Consider the following 22,976-nt stretch of genomic DNA (forward strand, 5'->3'; position numbering starts at 1 on the left):
CGAGTCGCTCGACGCCGGCCCTCAGGCGAGGAAGGGCAGCAGGTGGTCGAGCACGATCTCGGGCGCCTCCTCCTGGAGCAGGTGCCCGCAGGGCAGGGCATGTCCGTCCACCCGGTCGGCCTTCTCGCGCCAGGTCGCGGCGACGTCGTAGAGCTGCCCGACCGTGCCCTGCGCACCCCAGAGGGCGAGGAGCGGCGCGGTGACCCGGCGCCCGGCCGCCTCGTCGGCGGCATCGTGTTCGAGGTCGATGCCGGCCGCGGCGCGATAATCCTCGCAGATCGCGTGGATGCCGCCGGGGGCGCGGTAGCAGCGCAGGTATTCCCGGATCAGCGCCTCGCTCGGGATGCCGGGCGTCCGGCTCTGGCCGGCGAGGTGGTGACGCAGGTACGCCTCCGGATCGGCGCCGATCATCCGCTCGGGCAGAGGCGCCGGCTGGATCAGGAAGAACCACCAGAAATACCGGGTCGCGAAGGCGCGGTCGGTGCGGGCGTACATCGTCTGCGTCGGCGCGATGTCGAGGACGGCGAGGCGGTCCACTGCGGCGGCATGGTCGAGGGCCATGCGGTGTGCGACGCGCCCGCCGCGATCATGCCCGACCACGGCGAAGCGCTCGTGGCCGCAGGCGCGCATCAGCGCGACGGCGTCGGCCGCCATGGCCCGCTTGGCATAGGGCGCGTGATCGGCCGCCGAGGCCGGGCGATCCGAATCGCCGTAGCCGCGCAGGTCGGGGGCGACCACCGGATGGCCGGCCTCCCGCAGCCGGGGCGCCACCGCGTGCCAGGTGGCGTGGGTCTGGGGATGGCCGTGCAGGAGCAGCACCGGCAGCCGGTGACCGTCGGGGGACCGGGCGACCCGGAGCCGGATATCGGGCAGCGCCACGTCGGCGAGGTCGAAGCCGGACAGGAACGGGCACGGCCCGCGGCGGGTGATGTCGATCGGCGGCATGGCGTTCCGGAGGCAGCGCAGGGAGGTTTCGGCGGTTCAGGCGGTCGCGTTCCGCCTCAACCCTTCCAGTTCTTCAGGGCCGCGAACGGGCTCAGCGCCGGGTCGGCCGCCGGCGGGTTGAGCACCGGCTCGACCTGCGCGATGGCGTCCGCCAGGGAGAAGGCCGAGCCGCTGGTCAGCTTCCCGCCGGCGGCGTCCTTGTGCCCACCGCCGCGGAAGCGCCGCGCGCCGTCGAGGGCGGTCTCGTTGTTGGAGCGGAAGGACATCGTGCCGGCCCGCTGCACGTTGAGGACCCGCTTGGCGCGACCGCTCTCCATGATCAGGTCCGAGACTCGCTGGAAGGTGCCCGAATCGAGGCCGAAGGACATCAGCGTCCCGTCCGAGAGGGGATGGAACAGGTCGGAGCGGGCGAGCACCCGGGCGATGCGCATGCGGGTGGTGAGCGTGCGGTCGTCGCCATCGTCGTCGGCGAGGTAGGCGTCGAGGATGGCCTTGCGCAGGGCCGGCACCTGGCCCTCGATCACGGCCGGGGACGCGCCGTCGCCGAGCAGGCGCGCGACCCCGAGCAGGAGGTCGCCGACGAAGCGGTCGTGCCAGGGATGGCCGATCGGCACGAGGTTGGAGACGTTGTCCCAGAACATCTCGTCGAGGCTGAGGCCGCTGCGGAATTCCGGGCGGTCCTTGCGCCAGAGGTCGACCGCATCCACCGCCGTCACCAGGGCGCCGAGGATCGGGTCCTCGCCGGCCGCGCGGGTCGCGTAGAGCGTCCGGTGCTCGTAGGCCATGCGGGTGGCGCAGCGGGCCTCGTCGATGAGCACGACGATGTTCGGGTCCTCGAGATCGAAGCGCAGGAGGCCCGGCACGTCCGGATCGGCCTGCGGCGCCAGTCCCTGGTCGCGCAGCTGGTCCACCGACGAGGCGTGGTGGTCGAGCACGACGAGGCGGTGGCGCGCCTCCGGCTCGCGCCGGCGGTTGAGGGCGGCGAAGTTGCGGATGAACGTCACCGCGACCGCCTCGAGGCCGAGATCGGTCATCAGGATCATCTCGGGTGCCGCGGTCTTGCCGAGGCGCTTCAGCTCGGTCTCGACCACCGGCCCGACATCGGAATAGCGCGGCACGTGCACGATCCGGGCGACGTCGGCGAACTGGCCGACCACCGTGGAGGCGCCGTAGCCGTCGAGGTCGTGGTGGGTGAGCTGGGTGATGTGCACGTGCCTGTCCTCGGGCGGGTCGCGAAGCGGGGGCGCCGCGTGTCGTGCGGCGTCCGTCGCGTGGTCTCGGCGCCCTTATGGGCCACGCCCGCCTCCGGGGCGAGCCCTGCCGCGCCTGCGTCGGTTCCGCGGTGGATCGTGGGAAGGCCGGGCTTGATTCCCGCGCTCGAACCGGGATTCTGCGAACAGAACACGAACACGGGCCGACAACCGATCGGGAGGGGCGTCCGCGATGGACCCGGACGACGCGGGCGCGATCCGCAAGATCATCCACATCGACATGGACGCCTTCTACGCCTCCGTGGAGCAGCGCGACGATCCCGCCCTGCGGGGCCGGCCGGTGGCGGTGGGCGGATCGCGCGAGCGCGGGGTCGTGGCGGCGGCGAGCTACGAGGCGCGGGCCTTCGGCGTGCGCTCGGCCATGCCCTCGGTGACGGCGCGCCGGCTCTGCCCCGACCTCGTCTTCGTCAAGCCGCGCTTCGAGGTCTACCGGGCGATCTCCGAGCAGATCCGGGCGGTCTTCGCCGAGCACACCGACCTGATCGAGCCCGTCGCCCTCGACGAGGCCTATCTCGACGTGACGGAGAACCGGCAGGGGCTGCCGACCGCCACCGCGGTGGCCCGCGCGATCCGGGCCTCGATCCGCGCGCAGACCGGGCTCGTGGCCTCGGCGGGCGTCTCCTACAACAAGTTCCTGGCCAAGGTCGCCTCCGACTTCCGCAAGCCCGACGCCCTGTTCGTGATCACGCCCACCATGGGGCCGGCCTTCGTCGAGGACCTGCCGATCGGGCGCTTCCACGGCATCGGGCCCGTCACCGAGGCCCGCATGAAGGCGCTCGGCATCCTGACCGGGCGCGACCTGCGCGCCCTCAGCCTCGAGACCCTGACGGCGCGGTTCGGCGCCTCGGCGCCCTACTATCACGGGGTGTCGCGTGGGATCGACGTGCGCCCGGTCCGGGTGAACCGGATCCGGAAGTCCATCGGCGCCGAGAATACCTTCTCGGAGGATTCGGCCGATTACGCGGTGCTCGCCGGGCGCCTGACGCCGATCCTCGACAAGGTCTGGGGGGCCGCCGCCGCCAAGGAGGTCCGGGCCCGCACGGTGACGCTGAAGGTGAAGTTCGCGGATTTCGAGCAGATCACCCGGGCCCGCTCGCTGCCCGGCTTCGTGCCGGACCGCTCCGCCCTGGAAGAGGCCGTGCTCACCCTCCTGCGCGACCTGTTCCCCCTGCGGCGCAGCGTCCGCCTCCTCGGAGTCTCCCTCTCCGCCCTGGAGCACGGCCCGGCCCCCGAACCGCGCCAGCTCGGCCTCGGCCTGTGATCCGGATCCGCCCGGCTCAGGGACAGGCCGGCGCGGCGACGATGCGCTGGCCGCGCCGCAGGATCAGGATGAAGGCGAGGCCGAACGCCGCCATCGCGGCCCCGGCCACCGAGACCGCCGGATAGCCGCCGCCGAGATCGATCACGAGGCCGCCGAGAGCCGCACCGATGGCGTTGCCGAGGTTGAAGGCGCCGATATTCAGTGCCGAGGCGAGGTTGGGCGCCGCGTCGGCCTCCGCCATCACCCGCATCTGCAGGGGCGGGCGAAGCTCGCGACGCCCCAGAGCAGGACGAGCGGAGCGGCGACCCAGCGCGATTCCATCCCGACGGCGAACACCCCGAGCAGCACCACCAGCGCCACCAGGGACGCGATGATCGTTCCGTCCACCGTGCGGTCGGCCAGGCGTCCGCCCGCCCAGTTGCCCAGGGTCAGGCCGACGCCGTAGGTCACCAGCATGGCCGTGACGAAGGACGTGTCCGCCCCCGCCTCGATGCGCAGGATCGGGACGATGTAGGTGAAGACCGTGAACATCGCGCTCGACCCGAGGACCGTGAGGGCGAGGGCACCGAGGACGGCCGGCCGCGCCACGACCCGCAGCTCCGCGCGGATATCGGGGGCGCCGTCCACGGGCAGGGGCGGCAGGGCGAGCCGCAGCGACAGCATCGCGACGGCGCCGATGCCGGCGATGCCCCAGAAGGCGGCGCGCCAGCCCAGCGCCTCCCCGACCCAGGCGGCGACGGGCACGCCGCCGATCGTCGCGACGGTCAGGCCCGAGAACATCGCGGCCACCGCGGCCGCGCGCCGCTCGGGCGGCACCAGTCCGGCAGCCACCACCGATCCGATCCCGAAGAAGGCGCCGTGGTTGAAGGCCGTGACGATCCGGGCCGCGAGCAGCATCGCGTAGCCGTCGGCGAGGGCCGAGATCACGCTGCCCGCCGTGAAGATGCCCATGAGGCCCACCAGCAGGGCCCGGCGCGGCGCCCGCGCGAAGGCGAGGGTCATCAGCGGGGCCCCGATCAGGACGCCGAGCGCATAGGCGCTGACCAGCAGGCCGGCGGCCGGGATCGACACGCCGAGATCGCTGGCGATCAGCGGCAGCATGCCCATCGGCGAGAATTCGGTGACGCCGATCCCGAAGGCGCCGATGGCCAGGGCCAGCAGGGGTGGATGGATTGTCATGGGGAGGCCTCTCGGTAATCGTTCCCGACAGGCACATGATGCAGCGCGACACAGGTCGGTAGCCGATCTTTCGGACCGACATCTGTGCATGAGGAGCACGAATGCAGCGCGATCGGATCGACCGGACGAGGGAGATGGCGGCGTTCCTGGCCGTGGCGCGGGAGGGCAGCCTGTCCGCGGCGGCCCGCGGCCTGAGGCTGACGGCCTCCGCCGTCAGCCGCATCGTCACCCGCCTCGAATCCCGACTCGGCGTCCGGCTGATCGTGCGGACCACCCGCACGCTGCGCCTCACCGCCGAGGGCGCGGCCTACGCCCGGGCCGCGCGCCGCATCCTCGCCGACATCGAGGAGAGCGAGAGCGCGATCGCCGATCAGGCCTGCCCGCGCGGACGGGTCCGGATCAGCACCGCCTCCGCCCATGGCCGGCTGGTGATCGTGCCGCTGCTGGCGGCGTTCGTGGCCCGCCATCCCGGCATCAGCGTCGACATCGACCTCAGTGATCAGGTCGCCGACATTCTCGGCGGCCGGGCCGACGTCGCGATCCGGTTCGGGACCCTGCCCGACAGCCCGCTCACGGCGCGCCGGCTCGGCGATACCGGCCGCACCGTCGTGGCCTCGCCCGCCTACCTGGCGCGGGCCGGGACACCGGAGATCCCGGCGGATCTCGCCCGGCACAACTGCCTCGACTTCAACTTTCGACGCGCCGAGCCCGGCTGGCCATTCCGCGCGGACGGACGGGACCACCTGCTGGCGGTCTCCGGCAACATGACCGCCAACAACGGCGAAACGCTGGTCCAGCTCGCCCTCGGCGGGGTCGGCATCACCCGCGTCGGAAATTTCCACATCGCCGACGAACTCGCGAGCGGGCGCCTGGTGCCCCTGCTGGAGTGCTTCAATCCGCAGGATCGGGAGGCCATCCACGCGGTCTTCGTCGGCGGCGCGGCGATGCCGGCGCGCGTCCGGGTGCTCATCGACTTCCTGGCGGAGGCCCTGCGCGGGCCGAACGGATCACCGGCAGCCGGCACGCCGCAGGCAAACGAAAGGGGCGCTACCCTCTCGGATAACGCCCCTTCGGATCAGCCGGTCCCGCGGGCGGGACCCGCGATCTCCCTTAGTTGAAGGGATCGATCTCGGCGGACTCGTAGCTCGTCACTTCCATGCCGACGCAGACTTCCTGGACGATGGGGGCAGACCACTTCATGACGTCTCTCCTGGTTGGTTTTGGGGGTGAAAGCCGAACCCGGTCGGGTTCGATCCGCCTTACGGCTAAGGACAGGCCTCGAAAGGCCGCACCTTAGTTAAAGGGATCGATCTCGGCGGACTCGTAGCTGGTGACTTCCATGCCGACGCAGACTTCCTGGACGACGGGGGCGGACCACTTCATGGGAAACTCCTTCGTGTTCGACACCCTCGATATGCCGTTGTGTTGGGCACAATACAAGCGGGCACTACACTTATATTTCTCATAGGATCGCGAGAAAGTGCCGGCCCCGACCCCGCTGCCCAGTCCGTGCGCCGTCCTCGGACCGGAAAACCAGTGATATGATGCCGGCGACTCGGCTCGATGAGGGCAATGGCGGCAGCCGCGATGAGGGGGCGACGGCACGGGTGCAAAGGAAAGATCCGGCCGGCGCCGGTTTCGGCTTGACGCCCCAGGGAGGGGAGGCGCACTGACGCGCCGCCGAGCGGGCCCGCGCGGGGGTCACGACTCACCGGGCGGCACGCCTCGGCTCCCTCTCGACGATTCCGATGCCCAGCGCCAATCCAGACCGATCGCCCGCGCCGTGCGCGGCCGCCTCCGCTCCTTCCGCCTGACGCCCCGCTGACCGGGCTCCGGCGGCCCGGCGCGGGACGGCCCCACACGGCCGGATCGCGCGCCCTGCGAGGTGAGCCCATGAACGAGATCGCTTCCTTCCCGACCGGCATTGATCCGGCGGTGCTCGCCGCCCGCCTGTCGGACGAGCGCGCGCCCGACATCGTCGAGGCGTTGAACGAGGAGGCGCCCGAGGTCGCCGCCGCCATCCTGCTGGGCCTGCCGGTGGAGCGAGCGATCGAGGTGCTCGACCAGCCCGAACTCGACTGCGCCGCCGACATCATCGAGATGCTGCCGCGCGACCGGGTCGCCTCCTTCCTGTCGGGCATGTCGGCCGACCGCATCACCGACCTCTTCCGCGAGATCGAGGAGCCGGGCCGCTCGGACCTGCGCGCCCGCCTCGACGCCGAGACCCGCGGCGCCGTCGACCGGCTGAGCACCTACGGCGAGGAGACCGTCGGTTCGCTGATGACGACGGAGTTCGTCGCCGTGCCGGGCAGCTGGACGGTGCAGCAGACCCTCGATCACGTCCGGCAGGTGGAGAAGACGCGCGAGACCATCTACGCGATCTTCGTCCTCGACCCCCGCACCCGCGCCCTCACCAAGGCCGTGCCCCTGCGCCGGCTGATCACCGGCGGGCCGGACGACAACGTGCTCTCGGTGGCGCCCAACCGCCGTCCCCTGGCGGTCTCGCCCACTGCGAGCCGCGAGGAGGCGGCCCGCCTCATCTCGAAATACGACCTCCTCGCCCTGCCCGTCATCGACGCGGTCGGCCATCTCATCGGCATCGTCACGGTGGACGACATGATCGACGCCATGGTGGAGAAGCAGACCCAGGACGTGCAGCGCTTCGGCGGCATGGAGGCGCTGCCCGAGCCCTACATGGACATCCGCTTCCCCACGATGATCCGGAAGCGGGCGGGCTGGCTCTGCGCGCTGTTCCTAGGCGAGATGATGACCGCCACCGCCATGCAGGGCTTCGAGGGCGAGCTCGAGAAGGCCATCGTCCTGACCCTGTTCATCCCGCTGATCATGAGTTCGGGCGGCAATTCCGGCAGCCAGGCCACCTCGCTCCTCATCCGTGCCCTCGCCCTGCACGAAGTGCGCCTGCGCGACTGGTGGCGGGTGGCCCTGCGCGAACTCCCCACCGGCCTCGTGCTCGGCACGATCCTGGGCGCGATCGGCATCGTCCGGATCGTGGTCTGGCAGAAAACCGGGCTCTACGATTACGGCGTGCACTGGCCCCTGGTGGCGGCCACGGTCGGGGCGGCGCTGGTGGGCATCGTCACCTTCGGCTCGCTCACCGGCTCGATGCTGCCCTTCCTGCTGCAGCGCCTCGGCTTCGACCCCGCCACCGCCTCGGCCCCCTTCGTCGCCACCCTCGTCGACGTCACCGGCCTCGTGATCTACTTCTCGGTGGCGATGCTGATCCTGCGCGGGACGCTGCTGTAGGCGGCCTCAGATCCGGGGCCGGAGGCTCGTGTCGCTGAGCACCGAGTTGGCGAGGCGGTCCGGCCCGATCTCATTCGCGGAGTAGCCGACGAGGGCGGCCAGGCTCTCGCGGGCGCGCCAGACGCGGCTCTTCACCGTGCCGATCTTGCAGCCCATCACGGTGGCGGCCTCGTCGTAGGTCATGTTGTCGATAGCCACGAGCGTCAGGGCCTGGCGCAGGGTCGTCGACAGCCGTCCGATGGCGGCGTTGACGTCCTCGAGGTCGAGGACGGACCCCTGTGCCGGCAGGGTCACCAGCTGTGCCGCGTAGCTGCCGTCGCTGTCCTCCACCTCGTGCACGCGCTTGCGCTTGCCGGAATAGAAGGTGTTGCGCATGATGATGGTCAACCATCCGCACACGTTTGTCCCAGGGGTGAAGCTCTCGCGGTACATCCAGGCCCGCAGCATCGTGTCCTGAACGAGGTCGTCGGCGCGGGCGGCGTCGCGGGTCAGGGACAGCGCGTACTTGCGCAGGCCCGCCGCATGGTCCTGCAGGCCCTGCCGGACCTCCGCCGTGAGGGTCTCGCCCCGGGCCGCGAGTGCCGCTTCGAGCCGGGCCAGCAGGACGGCGAAGCGATCGGGCTGGTCGTCGTCGAGGGACGCGTAGGCATCGCGCAGGTGCTGCCCGAGGGATCGTCGAACCGCCGGCTCCAGCAGGGGCGCGGTCTGGGTCGGGGCGGCAGATCCTGATTGCGATGTCATCCAGTGTCTTCTCAGCCTATCGAGGCGGGCACTGGCCCACCCCTTCAGTCCGAGAGAGTGTGCAAAACAAGGAACACACTCGCATCAACACAGGTTAATGGGAAGACATTCAAAGGTCTTTGCGCGCTTTCGTACAGTCAAGCCTGCATACGACAACGATACTGCAAAGCTTATTCTTAGAATTTATTATCGGAATACGACAAAGAGCCCGCCGCGGCCATAGCCGGGCGGGCCGAGTCCAGGGAGGAACGCATGGTGCGTAATCCTTCAACCCGCCGGACCGAAGAGTGTTCAATGTGGGCGGGAGGCGAAGATCCGGCGGCCAGGGCCAACCCCATGGCGGAGAGCGGCCGATCCGATCGTGCCGCCCCGAGCCCTCCTCGCGCGACGCACCTGCGAGCCGCCTCCGCGCGAAGGGGAGCGGAAGACGCTGCCCGGATCAGGCGGTCTCGATCAGCCGGCGATACTCGGCCTCCGGCACGCCGTAACTGTCCCCCGCCACGGACAGGAGCCCAACCCGGTCGAGGACCTCGATGCGGCCGCGCCGCGCCTTGATCAGGCGATTGCCTTCCAGCATCTGCAGGGCCAGCGTCACGGTGGTGCGCTGCACACCGAGCATGTACGACAGGAAGTCGTGGGTCACGGTGAGTTCGTCGCCGAGGACGCGGTCGTGGCACATCAGCAGCCAGCGGGCGAGGCGCACCTCGATGTTGTAGCTCGCATTGGCGAAGGCCGTCTGTGCGGTCTGGACCAGCAGGGTCTGGACGAAGCGCAGCAGCAGGTTGCGCAGGGTCGGGCTGTGCTCGGCGGCCGCCAGCAGCGCGGCGGCCTCGATCGCCAGCATTTCGCCCGCGTTCTGGACGAAGTGGTCGTAGGGCGTGCGATCGCTCCCGAGAAGCACCGGGGCGGCCCCGACCACCCCCTCGGGCCCGATGATGCCGACCTCGACCTTGCTCGTCCCGGCCGTGGTGATCGACGCGTAGCCGGCCTCAGGAAAGTAAAGGTCCTGGATCGGCTGGTGCGGATAGATCAGCCCCTGACGCAACTCCGTCGGCATCGACCGCAGGTGCGGCTGAAGCAAGCTGTAATCGCCCGGCGAGAGACGTTTGAGCAAACGGTTGCGAACGACAGATTGCTCTAACAGCGACACGGCCCTGTCCCTTGGGGCAAGAGCATAAATAGTCTCTCACGGACCCACAATCAGGAATATATACAAGCGATTTCTCGACTATCTGTACGATGCGAGACAAAGGCAAGCCTGGCCGGGCATCTGTCGGGTAGTCGACACTCCCCGAATGTCGGGCACCGCACCAAAGGCCCGACGCGCTGCCGGAGCCATCGATTGGGGATTTATAAAACGCGCGGTTCAGGGAATACGGGAGCGGGACCACGACCCGAGGGGCGGCGGCACAAGGTTCCGGCCGTGACGGCGAGGAGATCGCACATCCCGGTGCATGGGCGGATCACGCACCGAATTGCGTGCCCGGTGATCGGTCGGATCGAGGATTAGGGGTGCTGTGACGGATGTTGTGAAGCCGAGGCCGGATGGCGGGGATCGTGCCCTGCCGCGGGCGCCGGAGCGCGCGCGGTGAGGGCGCCCTTCAGCAATCCAGGACAGGGGTCGGGCATCCACGATCCGCGTGACGGGAATGGGACGAACCCGCTGATCCGCAGGTTGGAGCATTTCGGTGCCCTGACGGCCGAGGATCGCGCCATCCTGTCGGAGTTCTGCGCCGATCCGTTCGCGGTCGGCGCCCGCACGGAGATCGCTCAGGACGGCGCGCGGCCGACCGGTGCGTTCGTCCTCCTCGACGGCATGGCCTGCCGCTCCAAGCTCCGGGCGGACGGAACCCGCCAGATCCTCGCCTATCTGGTGCCGGGTGATTTCTGCGACCTGGACGGCGCCCTGCTCGACCGCCGCGACCATGCGATCGCCGCCCTCTCGTCCTGTCGCGTCGCGCGCATCGGGTTCGATGCGATCCGGGACCTGACCGCTGCGCGGAGCGCCCTGATCCCCCTGATGCGCCGGGCGTCCCTGGTCGACGACGCGATCCTGCGCGAATGGCTGATCAATCTCGGCTCCCGCTCGGCGATCGAGCGGATCGCACACCTGTTCCTCGAATTGCTGATGCGACTGCGGGCGGTGGGACTGGCGCGGGCCGACGGATACGACCTACCGGCCTCCCAGGTCGATCTCGCCGACTCGACCGGCCTCTCGACTGTTCACGTCAACCGCACGCTGCAGGAGCTGAAGCGCCGGGGCCTGATCGAGATGCGTTCCCGCATCCTGCAGATCCGGAACGTCCCGGGCCTGACGAGCCTGAGCGGCTTCGACCCGCGCTACCTCGCGCCGGGACCGACGGTCGGTCGCTGACCGGCCGCCCCTATGGGATCGATGGGCCGCCCGGTCGCGAAGACGTGGCAGGTGCGATGGCCGGGCCGATTACGGGATTGGACGGGCCACGGGGTGCGCCGCGCGGATGTCCTCCGGGAGGGCCTGGAAATCGGTGTAGCCGGCCTCGCGGGCCATCGCGTCGAGGGCGGACGCCGCGTCGCACGCGCTGCCGGTCCAGAGGACGGCCCCATTCGTCTGCTGGCGAACCTCGAAGATACTCATGATTCGTTAACCCTCTAAGGCGAAAGGTCTATAGTCACTCTAACGTGACGACGCGCCGAAAGTTGCCGGCGGCAGCACCGAACGGGATCGCTTTGGGCGCGTCGCGGACGCCGCCCACGAGGTGCGCCATGAAAACGCCGGTCTCGCGCTGCATGCCCCGGATTTCCGACGTCGACGAGCGACCCGCCATGCGATCCCTCCTGCGATCCCTTCGGCCCGCGTCGTTCGCCGGCGCACCCTTGCTCGCCCTCGGGATGCTGGCCGCCCTCGGGATGCTTGCCTTGGGAGCTCCGAAGTCCCATGCGGCCGAGCCGGCGGCCGTACCGGACCCGGCTGCCGTCGCACCGGCGGTCACGGTGGTCCCGGCGGTCCAGCGCGAGGTCGTGGAGCTCGCGGTCGTGACCGGGACGCTCGTGCCCCGCGACGAGATCCTGGTGGCGCCCGAGATCGAGGGGACCCGCATCACCGAGCTCCTGGTGGAGGAGGGGGCCCAGGTCGCCCGTGGCCAGCCCCTGGCGCGGCTCTCCCTCGAGATGATCGTGACCCAGGAGGCCGCCAATGCCGCCGCCATCGCCAAGGCGCAGGCCGCGATCATCCAGGCACGCAGCCAGATCGTGCAGGCCGAGGCCGCGCAGGTCGAGGCCAACCTCGCCCTCGAACGGACGCGCAGCCTCATCCGCACCGGCAACGCCACCGCCGTGACCCTGGAGCAGCGCGTCTCCGCGGCGCAGGGCAACGAGGGCCGCCTCGCGGCCGCCCGCGGCGGGCTCCAGCTCGCCGAGGCCGATCTCGCCACCGCGCGGGCGCAGGGCGCCGAGATCGCCCTGCGGCGCGCCCGGACCGAGATCCGCGCCCCGGAGGCCGGGATCGTCAGCCGTCGCACCGCCCGGGTCGGCGCCACGGCGACCGCCGCCGGCGAGCCGATGTTCCGCCTGATCGCCCGCGGCGAGATCGAACTCGAAGGAGAGGTGCCGGAAGTCTGGATGCCGCGGCTTCATGTCGGTGATCCGGCCCGCCTCGACTGGGACGAAGGACGGACCCTGAAGGGGCGGGTGCGGCGCATCGATCCTGAGATCGACCGCACGACCCGCCTCGGGCGCATCCGCATCGGCCTCGACCCCGATCCGGGCCTGCGCATCGGCGCTTTCGCCCGCGGCAAGGTCGAGGTCGCGCGCCGCACCGGCGTCGCGGTGCCGCTCTCGGCCGTGCTCTACGGGGCCGATGGCGGCGCGAGCGTCTTCATCGTCGCCGGGGACCGCGTCGAAGCCCGCCGGATCGTCCCCGGCCTCGCGGCCGACGGCGTCCTGGAGATCCGCTCCGGCGTGAAGGCCGACGAGGTGGTGGTGGCGCGGGCCAGCAGCTTCCTGCGCGACGGCGACCGCGTCCGGCCCGTCATCCCGCCCGTGACGGCGGCCGATGCCGCTCCCCGCTGATCGGATGATCCCATGCGCCTGAACATCTCGGCCTGGGCGATCCGCAAGCCCATCCCGTCCCTCGTCCTCTTCCTGGTGCTGGTGGTCCTCGGGCTCGTCAGCTTCCGCGCGCTGCCGATCACGCGCTTTCCGAACATCGACATCCCCATCGTCTCCGTCCAGGTGCTGCAATCGGGCGCCGCGCCCTCCGAACTGCAGACCCAGGTGACCAAGGTGGTCGAGGATGCGGTGGCGGGGGTGAAGGGCGTCAAGCACGTCATCTCGACGATCTCGGAGGGCGTCTCCAGCACCACCATCGAGTTCCGCCTGGAGGTGAACAGCGACCGGGCGGTCAACGACGTCAAGGACGCCATCTCGAAGGTGCGGGTGAACCTGCCGCGCACCATCGAGGAGCCGATCATCAACCGCGTCGAGATCGCGGGTCTGCCGATCATGATCTACGGCGCCTCGGCGCCCGCGATGACGCCGGAGGACCTGTCCTGGCTCATCGACGACGTCATCGCCCGGCAGGTGCAGAGCGTGAAGGGCGTCGGCGGCGTCGAGCGCCTCGGCGGCGTCGCCCGCGAGGTCCGCGTGACCCTGAAGCCCGACCGCCTGCTGGCGCTCGGGATCACGGCCGCCGACGTGAACCGGCAACTCCGCCTCACCGCCGCCGACATGGCCGGCGGGCGCGGCGAGCTCGGCGGGCAAGAGCAATCCATCCGGACCCTGGCGGGGGCGGCCAGCCTCGACACCCTGGCCGAGACCTCGATCGTCGTGCCGGGCGGCCGCAAGGTCCGCCTCGACGAACTCGCCAGCCTCGTGGACGGCTCGGAGGAGCCCCGGACCTTCGCGCGCTTCAACGGCGAGCCCGTGGTGGCCTTCGCGATCTCGCGCTCCACCGGGGCCAGCGACGCGGAGGTCGCGGTCGGCGTCGCCAAGCGCATCGCGGAACTCGGCACCCGTCATCCGGGCGTGCGCTTCGACCTGATCGACACCTCGGTCACCAACACGGTCGGCAACTACCACTCGGCGATGCTGAGCCTCGTCGAGGGCGCGACCCTGGCGGTCATCGTGGTATTCCTGTTCCTGCGCGACTGGCGCGCCACCCTGATCGCCTCGATCGCCCTGCCGCTCTCGGTGCTGCCGACCTTCTGGGTGATGAGCAGCCTCGGCTTCTCCCTGAACGCCGTCAGCCTGCTGGCGATCACGCTCGTTACCGGCATCCTGGTCGACGACGCCATCGTGGAGATCGAGAACATCGTCCGGCACATGCGCATGGGCAAGTCGCCCTACCGCGCCGCCCTGGAGGCCGCCGACGAGATCGGGCTCGCCGTCATCGCCATCACGGCGACGATCATGGCGATCTTCGCCCCCGTCTCCTTCATGAGCGGCATCGCGGGCCAGTACTTCAAGCAGTTCGGCCTCACCATCGCGGCGGCGGTGTTCATGTCGCTCCTCGTCGCCCGCCTGATCACGCCGCTGCTGGCCGCCTACTTCCTGCGCGACCACGGCCCCGACCACAGCCGCGAAGGCCCGGTGATGCGGGGCTACACCCGCGTGGTCGCCTGGTCCGTGCGCCACAAGTTCATCACCCTGGTGCTGGGGCTCGCCTGCTTCGCCGGCTCGATCCTGTCCACCGGCCTGCTGCCGGCCGGCTTCCTGCCGGCGGAGGACGCCGCCCGCACCATCTTCGTGGTCGAGCTGCCGCCGGGCGCGCGCCTGTCCGACACCACGCAGGTGACCGACGGCCTCGTGGAGCGCATCCGCGCCCTGCCGGAGGTGCGCAGCGTCTTCGTCGATGGCGGCCGCCAGTTGCCCGCCAAGAAGGAGGTCCGCCTCGCGACCTTCACCATCAACCTCACCCCGAAGAACACCCGTCACCGGACCCAGAAGCAGGTCGACATCGCGATCCGGTCGATCCTGCACGCCGTGCCCGACATCCGGTTCTGGGCCCTGCGCGAGGGCGGCCAGCGCGACGTCACCCTGATCGTCTCCGGCCCGGACAAGGCGGTGGTGGCCGAGACGGCGGCCCGGCTCCAGCGCGAGGCGGCGGGGGTGCCGCATCTCGTCAACGTGCTCTCGACGGCGCCCCTGGACCGCACCGAGATCCGCATCCGGCCGAAGGCCGGGGTCGCGGCCGATCTCGGGGTCTCCACCGACCTCATCGCCGAGACGGTCCGAGTCGGCACGATCGGCGACATCGGGGCGAATCTGGCCAAGTTCAACACCATCGACCGGCAGGTGCCGATCCGGGTGCAGCTGCCCGAGCGCCTGCGCGGCGACCTCTCGCAGATCGAGACCCTCAAGGTTCCGGTGAAGGGCGGCACGGCGGTTCCGCTCTCCACCGTGGCCGATCTCAGCCTCGGGCGCGGCCCGACCGCCATCGACCGCTACGACCGCGCCGTTCGCGTCGCCCTGGAGGCCGACATGGAGGGCTCGGACGCGCTCGGGGCGCTCATCAGCGCGGTGCTCGCCCTGCCCACCGCCCAGGACCTCCCGCCCGGCGTCACCATCCGGCAGACGGGCGATGCCGAGGTGATGGGCGAGGTGTTCGAGGGCTTCGCCCTCGCCATGGGCGCCGGCCTGATGATGGTCTTCGGCGTGCTCGTGCTGCTGTTCGGCTCGTTCCTGCAGCCGCTCACCATCCTGTTCTCGCTGCCGCTCTCCATCGGCGGCGCGATCCTCGGCCTGCTCATCTTCAGCAAGCCCATCTCGATGCCGGTGGTGATCGGCATCCTGATGCTGATGGGCGTGGTCACGAAGAACGCCATCATGCTGGTGGACTTCGCCGTCGAGGAGATGGCCCGCGGCGTCGACCGGGTCACCGCCATCGTGGATGCGGGCCGCAAGCGGGCGCGGCCCATCGTGATGACCACCATCGCCATGGCGGCCGGCATGGTGCCCTCGGCCATGGCGCTCGGCATCGGCGGCGAGTTCCGGGCCCCCATGGCCATCGCGGTGATCGGCGGCCTCATCGTCTCCACCGGCCTGTCGCTCGTCTTCGTGCCGGCGATCTTCATCCTGGTCGACGACCTCTCGCGGCTGTTCGTGCGCGCCTTCGGCCGCTTCGTCGGCGCGGTCGACGAGCCGACGGAGGGCGCGTTCGCCTTGCCGCCGACCCACACGGCCAACGACCCGAAGCCGCTCCCGCCGTCGCGCATCGCCGCCGAGTAGGCCGGCGGCGGACGCACGAAACGAGAAGGCCCGGACCTTTCGGTCCGGGCCTTCTCGTCCGCACGCGACTGTTCGAGGGTGCGATCAGCCCTCGCTGCGGGCGGCCAGGCGGCTCGCGGCGAAGCAGAGGCCGCCGGCGACGATGAAGAGCACCACGAAGGTCTTCACGGTGGCGTAGAACAGCGCCGGCTCGATGCCCGCATCCGTGTAGAGCACGGCGCCGATGGCGGTGATCGGCAGGAGCAGCAGGATCAGGAGGGGGGTCAGCGGGCTGTTCATCGGCGGGTCTCTCAACCTCTGTCGGACCCGGCTCACCGGCCCCTGTGGCGTTTGTGCGCCCCTCATAGCATCGCCCCGCACCCGGCGCCAAGACGGATCGAAGACGGATCGGCCACGCTTGCCTGCGGTCGATGAGCCCGGATCAGGCCGGGATCCGGACCGTGGCGCGCAAGCCCCCGAGCGGGCTGTCGTGCAGGCTGACGTCGCCGCCATGCGCCCGGGCGATGTCGCGGGCGATGGAGAGCCCGAGGCCGGAACCGCCGGCATCCTGGCGCGCGTCGTCGAGGCGCACGAAGGGCTTGAACACCTCCTCCCGCTGCTCTGGCGCGATGCCGGGTCCGTCGTCGTCGATGGAGACCAGGAAGGCGCGGGCCTCGCGCCGGCCGGTGATGGCGACGGTCTCACCGTAGCGGGCGGCATTGGCCGCGAGGTTGAAGAGGCAGCGCCGCATGGCATCCGGCCGCAGGGTCAGCTGCGGATGGTCCTCCATCTCCACGGCCTCGACATGGGCGCCGAGGCGCTCGACGTCGGTGCGCAGATCCTCGAGGAGCGCCCGCATGTCGGTGGGCACCGCCACCTCACCCGAATCGCCGCGGGCGAAGGCGAGATAGGCCTCCAGCATCCGGCTCATCTCGTCGACGTCGCGCTGCAGGTCCTCGACCTCGGGGGTCTGCTCGACCAGGGCGAGGGAGAGCTTGAACCGCGTGATGATGGTGCGCAGGTCGTGGCTGACCCCGTTGAGCATCGTCGTGCGCTGCTCCATCGCCCGCTCGATGCGCCGCTTCATCTCGATGAAGGCGTGGCCGGCCTGGCGGACCTCGCGGGCGCCGCGCGGCCGGAACTCGATCTCGCGGCCCTTGCCGAAGCTCTCCGCGACGGCGGCCAGCCGAAGGATCGGCTTGATCTGGTTGCGCAGGAACAGGATGGCGACGCCGAGCAGCACCAGGGACGAGCCGCTCATCCAGAGCAGGAAGATGTGCGAGTTCGAGGCGTAGGCCATGCTGCGCCGGGCGGTGACGCGCATCACCCCATCGGGAATCGAGACCCGGATCTCGATCAGGCTGGAGCGGCCCACGGTATCGATCCAGTAGGGACGCCGGATCTGGCGCCGGATCTCGTCGGAGAGCGCCTCGTCGAGGATTGAGAAGAACGGCCGCGGTCCCGCCGGCGGCAGTTTGGCTCCCTTCAGGATGTCGACGTCGAGGTTGAGCCGGTCGTTGGCGATCCGGGTCAGGGTCTCGGAATCCTTGTCCTGGGGATAGCTCTCGTAGATGTCGATCAGCGCGGCGACGTCGGCGGTGACGGCCGAGGAGAGCCGGCGCGTCACGAGTTGCCAGTGGCGCTCCATGAAGGTGTAGGCGATCACCGACTGGAGCAGAACCACCGGCGCGATGATGATGATCAGCGAGCGCGCATAGAGCCCCTTGGGCAGGACGTCGCCGATGGCGCGGCTGACCAGCCGCCACATCCGTCCGGGCCGGGGCAGGGCGGCGAGGCGCGTCGCCGTGCGCTGGAGGAGGCCGGTGGCGGCCATGGATTCAATCCACCGCGAGGCGGTAACCGACGCCCCGCACCGTCTGCAGGAACAGGGGATTGGCCGGATCGACTTCGGTCTTGCGGCGGAGGCGGTTGATCTGCACGTCGATGCTGCGCTCGGCTGCGAGGCCGCCGCTCCCCGCAAGAGCCTCGCGCTCGACGTTGGCGCCGCCGGCCTGGGCCAGGATGGTGAGGATCTCGCGCTCGCGCTCGGTAATTCGGATGACCTCGTCCTCGCGGCGCAGTTCGCCGCGGTCGATGCGGTAGGCGAAGGGTCCGAAGGTCACGGTGTCGTGGGTGTGAGCACGCCCGCTGCCCGGCTCGCTGCGGCGCTTGATGATGTTCGACAGGCGCAGGATCAGCTCCCGCGGCTCGAAGGGTTTGGGCAGGTAGTCGTCGGCGCCGATCTCCAGGCCCATCACCCGGTCGTTGGGATTCGAGCGGGCGGTCAGCATCAGGATCGGAACGCGCGAGGTCTGGCGCACCTCACGGGCGTAGTCGAAGCCGCTCTCGCCCGGCATCATCACGTCGAGTACCAGGGCGTCGAAGACGAAGCACTGCGCCTTGGTGCGGGCCTCCGGCACATTGCCGGCGGCGGTCACGCGAAACCCCTGCTCGTAGAGGAAGCGCGACAGGAGTTCCCGCACCCGGCGGTCGTCGTCGACCACGAGGATGTGCGGCGCGTGGTCGGGCAGGTCGGCGTTCGCGCGGGCTCCGGCCATGGCCATCAGGCGGCACTCCGGGCACGCCGGGACATCAGGCGCTGCACGGCCGCGCGGGCGTCCGGCTCGATCATGCCGAACAGGAAACTCTCGGCGGAGAGGGGCGTCTCGCCACCGCGCTCGGACGCCGCGAGGGCGCGCGCCACCCGCCGGCTCTGGACCCGCATGAGGTCGCCGGCCAGGTCCGCCCCGGCGGCGGTGCAGAACAACAGCCGCTGGCGCCGGTCGCTGGTGCCGGTCTTCTGCGCGATGTAGCCCTGCTCGATCAAATCCTTCAGCACCCGGTTGAGGCTCTGCTTGGTGATGCGCAGGATATCCAGGAGTTCGGCGATCGTAAGACCCGGATAGCGGTCGACGAAGTGCAGCACCCGGTGATGCGCCCGGCCGAAGCCGTACTGGGCCAGGATGCGGTCGGGGTCGCCGACGAAATCCCGGTAGGCGAAGAACAGCAGTTCGATGAGGTCGTCGCCGGAGCCGGAGGCGGGCGGCGCGTCGGCCTCGGCATCTCGCATCGCGTGGGCAGTCACGTCTGGGGCGACCTCGATTTACGTCAGCGTTGTTGACATGTTCCAGCCTCGTCGCGACCCGTCAAGTCTCGCGACTGGCCCGATACCGCGGCCCGGAACCATCGATCCGGGCGGTCCCGTCCCCGCACGACCGTCGCGGTCCGAACCGCGGCCGGGCGCGCCGCCGGCTCCGTGAGACAACGGACCGCGGGACAAGGCTCCCGCCGCGAACCGGCATCAGGAACCGGTGCGCGGGCTCCGCGTTCACCAGAACATTTCGTGAACCGGAGAACCACATCATGGCCAGCCCCCAGGCATCCAAGTCCAAGGCTTCCGAGTCGAAGGCGGACGAGAACCCGAAGACCGATCCGAAGGACGTGTCGAACCAGATCAAGGACCCGAGCCAGTGGACCACCGGCGGCGAGCCGATGACCGGCGCGCAGGCCTCCTACCTGAAGACCCTGTCCGAGGAGGCCAAGGACCCGGAGGCCTTCGACCCCGATCTCGACAAGGCCGAAGCCTCCCAGCGCATCGACGCCCTGCGCAAGGAATCCGGCAAGGCCTGATCGGGCCGTTCGGGCCGCCGGCACCGTCCGGCGGCCCGAAGGCGTTTCACTCCAGCGAGCCGAACCTTCGACGATCCGCTTAAGTCCTCCGCAACGAAGGTCTCGTATCCTCTCCCCGAAGCGAATTCGGCGAAAGACGTCACGGGGCCATGACCGAACTGGACATCGAACACTCCAGGAGTCGGCGGAACTCTCGGACGCGACATGGTCTCCAGGACCTGACCCGGCGCTTCTTCGATGACACGTCCGGCTCGACGGTGATCGAGTACGGTCTGATCATGGCCATGATCTTCCTGGCGATCGTGACGGCGATGCGGTACTTCTCGGATCAGACGGGCGCGATGTACAACTACATCAGCGCGGGCCTCAACAAGGGATCCTGACGGCGTACGACCGGTTACCCGGTGCGCCGAACGGGTCCCCGGTGCGCCGAACGGGTCCCCGGCGGCATCTCTCACTCGCCGCGCGGACGGGCCATTTCCTGCGGGAAGGGGCGCACGAGGCGATCCAGGAAGTCGAATTGCCGGCCCTGGATGACGCTCCACCGAAGGTGGACCTGATCACGATAGAGCGGTCGCATCGCGGCGGTCGCCGCCGGGCAGACGTCGCCCTCACACATCCACGGTGCCGGGTCGAGCACCTCCGCACCGATCTCCTGCGCCACGGCTCTCAGCCGATCGTGGATGGGCTGGCTGAGTCGCCGGAAAGCTCCCAGATCGATGGATTGCACGTCCGTCGTATCCTGGCCCAGGTACAGGCGCTTGGCCAATTCCTGAGGAACGTCGACGCTACTGAACGGATAGGTGAGGAGGATGACGACCTCCGCCCCGGATCGCCGCACCCGCTCCAGCCGCTCTTTCAGGCGCCCCATCGACGCATCGAGCTGACCGGGCAGGGTCTCCGCCGTCCAATCCGCGCAGCGGTTTCCCTCGACGAAGCAGACGGTCTCTCCCGGGCGGAAATAGCCCGACCACAGGGAGGTGACGACCACGCGCCGATACGCCCCCATCTCCGCCAGGGACAGGGCATGATCGAGGAAGGTTCCGCACACCTCCCCCGGCCCGCGGCGCTTGGCGCCGGGCAGGATCGGACAACCGCCCTGAGTCACGAAGGTCAGGTTCGGGCGGGCGATTCCCGCGCGCCCAGCCCAACGGCCATAGATCGCTTCGGCGATCGAGTCGCCGAGGAAGAGGATGTCACCCCGCGTCCCGCCCGGCTGCTGGCAGCCCCGCAGCACCCGATCCTGCTCCAGCCGCTCGCAATGTGCGGGGAATGCCCAGTCCGAACTGGCCACGGCGAGATCCGCGAAGACCGCGACGCGGTCCGGCCGACGCTCCTGAAGACCCTGGTTGCGGACGGCGTAGCCTGACAAACCGGCAACCGCCCCGATCATGACGATCAGACCGAGGCGACCGCTGCCCTGCCAGGACATGTCGGAGAACCGCGTCCGTTGCACGAACCGGCCCATCAGGACCATCAGGGCGAGGAGACCGATTGCCGCGACGGGCGGGACCGGCAGCGAGAAGTAATGGATCGCGACCGCGATGGGCCAGTGCCACAGGTAGATCGCGTAGGACCAGTCTCCGAGAAGCTGGGCGGCCGGAAACGCGACCAGCTGCGAAGATGACCGGTTCGCCAGCAGGAACAGGCAGGTCGCCGCCACGGGCAGCGTGGCCCGATAGGAGGGCCAGGGCATGAAGGCATCGAAGCCGACGATGCAGAACAGCAGGACGGCGAGGCTCGCGACTTGGAGCGCCCGCGATGTCCCCTCGCGCGACCAGACGACCGGGTGCAGCGCGACGAGACCGCCGGCGAGCATTTCCCAGGCACGGGTCGGCAAGAGGTAGAAGGCCGCCGATTGGTAGGCCAACGGCGTCACGATGCACAGGGCCAGCGACACTCCGCAACCAAGCCAGATCAACATCCGCAACAGGCGCAGGCTCGGTGCGACTTTCCATGCGGCCGCGAGAACCACCGGGTAGAGGATGTAGAACTGCCACTCGACCGAAAGCGACCACGTGTGCAGCAGCCATTTCAGATCGCTCTGCCGATCGAAGTACCCGGCTTCCTGGTAGTATTGGACGTTGGAGTAGAAGCCGAGCGAGCCGATGATATGTCGGCACAATTGCTTGAGCGCGAGCGGATCGAGGAGGACGATCCCGAATACGAGCAAGGCCACGCACAGGCCGAACAGTGCCGGTACGATACGATCGAAGCGCGCCGCGTAAAACCGCAGGAATCCGAACCGGTGCTCCTGCAGGCGTCCGACGATGATCCGCGTCATCAGGAAGCCGGAGATCACGAAGAAGATGTCGACCCCGACATATCCTCCCGCAAATCCAAAAACTTTATAATGAAACAATACGACAGCAACGACGGCGGTCGCACGGATGAAGTTGATGTCTTTACGAAAACTGGGAACTTTCACGCCCGAAGCGGCTATGCGACCACCATCGAAGGCCTGTTTATCGATCAAATGTCCGTCGCCCTAAGCAAATTTTATCGATAAATCCTTTCTTCAAAATCATAGAATGCCATGTCAATCACATTTGGTAATTTTCAAAACCCACGAATACATTCACATATCAAATGATTATATCTATTGTTACTATTACGCAATAAATTTGCGGGTCGCATTCAGTGTTCCAACGACACGGAAAGGTTTCTTTCTTTGCAAGAAACGAAAGATCCTTTTCGTCCGTCCTTTTCTGACTTCTGACAGGGTAGGTCCGGGTCTCTGCCTTGAAAACGAGCGCCGACGATCGGTGCGCTTCGAGGGACATCGATGCCCGTGCCCGCCGCATCGAACCGCTTCGCTCGGTCGCACGCGTGCGGAAGCCCGGCTCCCCCGGAGCGAGGTCGATCGAGGTCCGCGCGCACCTTCCGAGATCGGAAGGCTTGCCCGAAGGCCTCGGAGCGCGCGGTCCTAAAGGGTCGGCACGGCCGGTTCGCCGCGCTCGGCGGTGGCGGCCCGCGCGGCCTGGAGGAGGTCCTCGGCCAGGCTCGTGTCATCCACCGCCCGGGCCAGGATGACGGCGCCGACGAGCGTCGCGAGCTTGGCCAGGGCCCGCTGCCGGCGCCGCTCCTTCGCGCCCTGGGGGGAGAGTTCGGTCAGGAGGGTGAGGAGGTTGCGGACACCCTGGGTGAAGCGCCCGCGCAGGAGGCTGTCCGCCGGCTCGCGCGCGACGTCGTTCGCCAGCGCGGCGAGGGGACAGCCCATGCCGGGCGCCTGGACGTGCCCGAGGGACAGGTAGTTGCCGATCAGAGCGTCCACCGTTCCGCGCCTCTCCTCACCCAGGGCGGCGTCGAACGCCTCGATCGCGAGGGCATCCTTGCTGGCGAACTGGCCGTAGAATCCGCCATGGGTCAGCCCGGCCGAGGCCATGATGTCGGCCACCCCGACCCCGTTCAGGCCGCGCTCCCGGAACAGGGCCGCGGCGACCTCGACGACCCGTTGGCGGTTGAGCCGGGCCTGCTCCTGCGAAACTCTCGGCATCGTG

The 22,976-nt window shown here is 69.4% G+C and carries 21 protein-coding genes and 1 pseudogene; 8 read left to right on the forward strand and 14 right to left on the reverse strand.

The features are described from left to right. Positions 1-21 precede the first annotated feature (21 nt). Entirely contained in the window at positions 22-945 is a 924-nt protein-coding gene (locus ASF49_RS07060) for an alpha/beta fold hydrolase (RefSeq protein WP_056469842.1), read from the reverse strand. 56 nt (positions 946-1,001) lie between these two features. Next, complete coding sequence (locus ASF49_RS07065; RefSeq protein WP_056469847.1) at positions 1,002-2,156, reverse strand: hypothetical protein; 1,155 nt, start codon at positions 2,154-2,156, stop codon at positions 1,002-1,004. A gap of 232 nt (positions 2,157-2,388) precedes the next feature. Here ASF49_RS07065 and dinB point away from each other — a divergent pair, with 232 nt between their 5' ends. Beyond that, on the forward strand, positions 2,389-3,477 hold the full coding sequence (gene dinB / locus ASF49_RS07070) for a DNA polymerase IV (RefSeq protein ID WP_056469851.1): 1,089 nt from the start codon (positions 2,389-2,391) through the stop codon (positions 3,475-3,477). Positions 3,478-3,493: 16 nt separating this feature from the next. On the opposite strand, the pseudogene ASF49_RS07075 reads toward dinB, so the two are convergent. Beyond that, positions 3,494-4,656 (reverse strand): annotated as a pseudogene (locus tag ASF49_RS07075) (MFS transporter). A 101-nt stretch (positions 4,657-4,757) separates the two neighbouring features. Between ASF49_RS07075 and ASF49_RS07080 the strand changes: the two are divergent. After that, a complete protein-coding gene (locus ASF49_RS07080) occupies positions 4,758-5,774 on the forward strand; it encodes a LysR family transcriptional regulator (RefSeq protein WP_082510951.1) in 1,017 nt (338 codons plus the stop codon). On the opposite strand, the gene pqqA (ASF49_RS07085) is transcribed toward ASF49_RS07080, so the two are convergent. After that, positions 5,767-5,856, reverse strand: a complete 90-nt coding sequence (pqqA, locus tag ASF49_RS07085) for a pyrroloquinoline quinone precursor peptide PqqA (RefSeq protein ID WP_056213663.1) — start codon at positions 5,854-5,856, stop codon at positions 5,767-5,769. The two genes, ASF49_RS07080 and pqqA (ASF49_RS07085), sit on opposite strands and share 8 nt — an antisense overlap. Before the next feature lie 93 nt (positions 5,857-5,949). Next, entirely contained in the window at positions 5,950-6,039 is a 90-nt protein-coding gene (gene pqqA / locus ASF49_RS07090) for a pyrroloquinoline quinone precursor peptide PqqA (RefSeq protein WP_019902976.1), read from the reverse strand. 510 nt (positions 6,040-6,549) lie between these two features. Between pqqA (ASF49_RS07090) and mgtE the strand changes: the two genes are divergently transcribed. Continuing rightward, positions 6,550-7,920 (forward strand): magnesium transporter, encoded by a 1,371-nt coding sequence (gene mgtE / locus ASF49_RS07095; protein WP_056469852.1) that lies wholly within the window; start codon positions 6,550-6,552, stop codon positions 7,918-7,920. 6 nt (positions 7,921-7,926) lie between these two features. Here the strand turns inward: mgtE and ASF49_RS07100 are convergent, their stop codons facing one another. Together ASF49_RS07100 and ASF49_RS07105 are read right to left on the reverse strand one after the other, a co-directional pair. Beyond that, complete coding sequence (locus ASF49_RS07100; RefSeq protein WP_056469855.1) at positions 7,927-8,661, reverse strand: sigma-70 family RNA polymerase sigma factor; 735 nt, start codon at positions 8,659-8,661, stop codon at positions 7,927-7,929. 439 nt (positions 8,662-9,100) lie between these two features. Beyond that, on the reverse strand, positions 9,101-9,811 hold the full coding sequence (locus ASF49_RS07105; protein ID WP_056469858.1) for a Crp/Fnr family transcriptional regulator: 711 nt from the start codon (positions 9,809-9,811) through the stop codon (positions 9,101-9,103). Between the two features lie 438 nt (positions 9,812-10,249). On the opposite strand from ASF49_RS07105, the gene ASF49_RS07110 reads away from it, so the two are divergent. Then, complete coding sequence (locus ASF49_RS07110) at positions 10,250-11,035, forward strand: Crp/Fnr family transcriptional regulator (protein ID WP_243214613.1); 786 nt, start codon at positions 10,250-10,252, stop codon at positions 11,033-11,035. Positions 11,036-11,104: 69 nt separating this feature from the next. On the opposite strand, the gene ASF49_RS24150 is transcribed toward ASF49_RS07110, so the two are convergent. Continuing rightward, complete coding sequence (locus ASF49_RS24150; RefSeq protein ID WP_200930019.1) at positions 11,105-11,278, reverse strand: hypothetical protein; 174 nt, start codon at positions 11,276-11,278, stop codon at positions 11,105-11,107. 254 nt (positions 11,279-11,532) lie between these two features. Between ASF49_RS24150 and ASF49_RS07115 the strand changes: the two genes are divergently transcribed. Continuing rightward, positions 11,533-12,711, forward strand: coding sequence for an efflux RND transporter periplasmic adaptor subunit (locus ASF49_RS07115; RefSeq protein WP_056470083.1), 1,179 nt, complete (start codon positions 11,533-11,535; stop codon positions 12,709-12,711). A gap of 12 nt (positions 12,712-12,723) precedes the next feature. After that, complete coding sequence (locus ASF49_RS07120) at positions 12,724-15,867, forward strand: efflux RND transporter permease subunit (RefSeq protein WP_056469861.1); 3,144 nt, start codon at positions 12,724-12,726, stop codon at positions 15,865-15,867. Between the two features lie 84 nt (positions 15,868-15,951). Here ASF49_RS07120 and ASF49_RS07125 read toward each other — a convergent pair whose 3' ends face one another. The 4 genes from ASF49_RS07125 to ASF49_RS07140 form a co-directional block, all read right to left on the reverse strand. Further along, positions 15,952-16,146: a hypothetical protein gene (locus tag ASF49_RS07125; protein ID WP_056469866.1), complete on the reverse strand. Its 195-nt coding sequence runs from the start codon at positions 16,144-16,146 to the stop codon at positions 15,952-15,954. Positions 16,147-16,288: 142 nt separating this feature from the next. Continuing rightward, positions 16,289-17,614: an ATP-binding protein gene (locus tag ASF49_RS07130; RefSeq protein ID WP_243214642.1), complete on the reverse strand. Its 1,326-nt coding sequence runs from the start codon at positions 17,612-17,614 to the stop codon at positions 16,289-16,291. 70 nt (positions 17,615-17,684) lie between these two features. Next, positions 17,685-18,404, reverse strand: coding sequence for a response regulator (locus ASF49_RS07135; protein ID WP_056470086.1), 720 nt, complete (start codon positions 18,402-18,404; stop codon positions 17,685-17,687). A gap of 5 nt (positions 18,405-18,409) precedes the next feature. Further along, positions 18,410-18,916: a MarR family winged helix-turn-helix transcriptional regulator gene (locus ASF49_RS07140; RefSeq protein WP_056469878.1), complete on the reverse strand. Its 507-nt coding sequence runs from the start codon at positions 18,914-18,916 to the stop codon at positions 18,410-18,412. 293 nt (positions 18,917-19,209) lie between these two features. On the opposite strand from ASF49_RS07140, the gene ASF49_RS07145 reads away from it, so the two are divergent. Further along, positions 19,210-19,476 carry a DUF3072 domain-containing protein gene (locus ASF49_RS07145; RefSeq protein WP_056469879.1) on the forward strand — a complete coding sequence of 89 codons (267 nt, stop codon included), beginning with the start codon at positions 19,210-19,212 and terminating at the stop codon, positions 19,474-19,476. Positions 19,477-19,625: 149 nt separating this feature from the next. Next, on the forward strand, positions 19,626-19,859 hold the full coding sequence (locus tag ASF49_RS07150; RefSeq protein ID WP_082510955.1) for a Flp family type IVb pilin: 234 nt from the start codon (positions 19,626-19,628) through the stop codon (positions 19,857-19,859). A gap of 71 nt (positions 19,860-19,930) precedes the next feature. Here ASF49_RS07150 and ASF49_RS07155 read toward each other — a convergent pair whose 3' ends face one another. Next, positions 19,931-21,952 carry an acyltransferase family protein gene (locus tag ASF49_RS07155; protein ID WP_082510957.1) on the reverse strand — a complete coding sequence of 674 codons (2,022 nt, stop codon included), beginning with the start codon at positions 21,950-21,952 and terminating at the stop codon, positions 19,931-19,933. A gap of 450 nt (positions 21,953-22,402) precedes the next feature. Beyond that, entirely contained in the window at positions 22,403-22,972 is a 570-nt protein-coding gene (locus ASF49_RS07160) for a TetR/AcrR family transcriptional regulator (RefSeq protein WP_056469883.1), read from the reverse strand. Positions 22,973-22,976: the final 4 nt, after the last annotated feature.

The organism is Methylobacterium sp. Leaf104 (assembly GCF_001422885.1).
GTDB lineage: Bacteria > Pseudomonadota > Alphaproteobacteria > Rhizobiales > Beijerinckiaceae > Methylobacterium.

What these genes read in the sequence shown, in the direction of transcription:
- ASF49_RS07060 (WP_056469842.1), bottom strand. Translation starts at nt 945, where the DNA reads ATGCCGCCGATCGACATCACCCGCCGCGGGCCGTGCCCGTTCCTGTCC.
- dinB (WP_056469851.1), top strand. Translation starts at nt 2,389, where the DNA reads ATGGACCCGGACGACGCGGGCGCGATCCGCAAGATCATCCACATCGAC.
- ASF49_RS07080 (WP_082510951.1), top strand. Translation starts at nt 4,758, where the DNA reads ATGCAGCGCGATCGGATCGACCGGACGAGGGAGATGGCGGCGTTCCTG.
- pqqA (WP_056213663.1), bottom strand. Translation starts at nt 5,856, where the DNA reads ATGAAGTGGTCTGCCCCCATCGTCCAGGAAGTCTGCGTCGGCATGGAA.
- pqqA (WP_019902976.1), bottom strand. Translation starts at nt 6,039, where the DNA reads ATGAAGTGGTCCGCCCCCGTCGTCCAGGAAGTCTGCGTCGGCATGGAA.
- mgtE (WP_056469852.1), top strand. Translation starts at nt 6,550, where the DNA reads ATGAACGAGATCGCTTCCTTCCCGACCGGCATTGATCCGGCGGTGCTC.
- ASF49_RS07100 (WP_056469855.1), bottom strand. Translation starts at nt 8,661, where the DNA reads ATGACATCGCAATCAGGATCTGCCGCCCCGACCCAGACCGCGCCCCTG.
- ASF49_RS24150 (WP_200930019.1), bottom strand. Translation starts at nt 11,278, where the DNA reads ATGAGTATCTTCGAGGTTCGCCAGCAGACGAATGGGGCCGTCCTCTGG.
- ASF49_RS07115 (WP_056470083.1), top strand. Translation starts at nt 11,533, where the DNA reads ATGCTGGCCGCCCTCGGGATGCTTGCCTTGGGAGCTCCGAAGTCCCAT.
- ASF49_RS07120 (WP_056469861.1), top strand. Translation starts at nt 12,724, where the DNA reads ATGCGCCTGAACATCTCGGCCTGGGCGATCCGCAAGCCCATCCCGTCC.
- ASF49_RS07125 (WP_056469866.1), bottom strand. Translation starts at nt 16,146, where the DNA reads ATGAACAGCCCGCTGACCCCCCTCCTGATCCTGCTGCTCCTGCCGATC.
- ASF49_RS07130 (WP_243214642.1), bottom strand. Translation starts at nt 17,614, where the DNA reads ATGTGGCGGCTGGTCAGCCGCGCCATCGGCGACGTCCTGCCCAAGGGG.
- ASF49_RS07135 (WP_056470086.1), bottom strand. Translation starts at nt 18,404, where the DNA reads ATGGCCGGAGCCCGCGCGAACGCCGACCTGCCCGACCACGCGCCGCAC.
- ASF49_RS07140 (WP_056469878.1), bottom strand. Translation starts at nt 18,916, where the DNA reads ATGCGAGATGCCGAGGCCGACGCGCCGCCCGCCTCCGGCTCCGGCGAC.
- ASF49_RS07145 (WP_056469879.1), top strand. Translation starts at nt 19,210, where the DNA reads ATGGCCAGCCCCCAGGCATCCAAGTCCAAGGCTTCCGAGTCGAAGGCG.
- ASF49_RS07150 (WP_082510955.1), top strand. Translation starts at nt 19,626, where the DNA reads ATGACCGAACTGGACATCGAACACTCCAGGAGTCGGCGGAACTCTCGG.
- ASF49_RS07160 (WP_056469883.1), bottom strand. Translation starts at nt 22,972, where the DNA reads ATGCCGAGAGTTTCGCAGGAGCAGGCCCGGCTCAACCGCCAACGGGTC.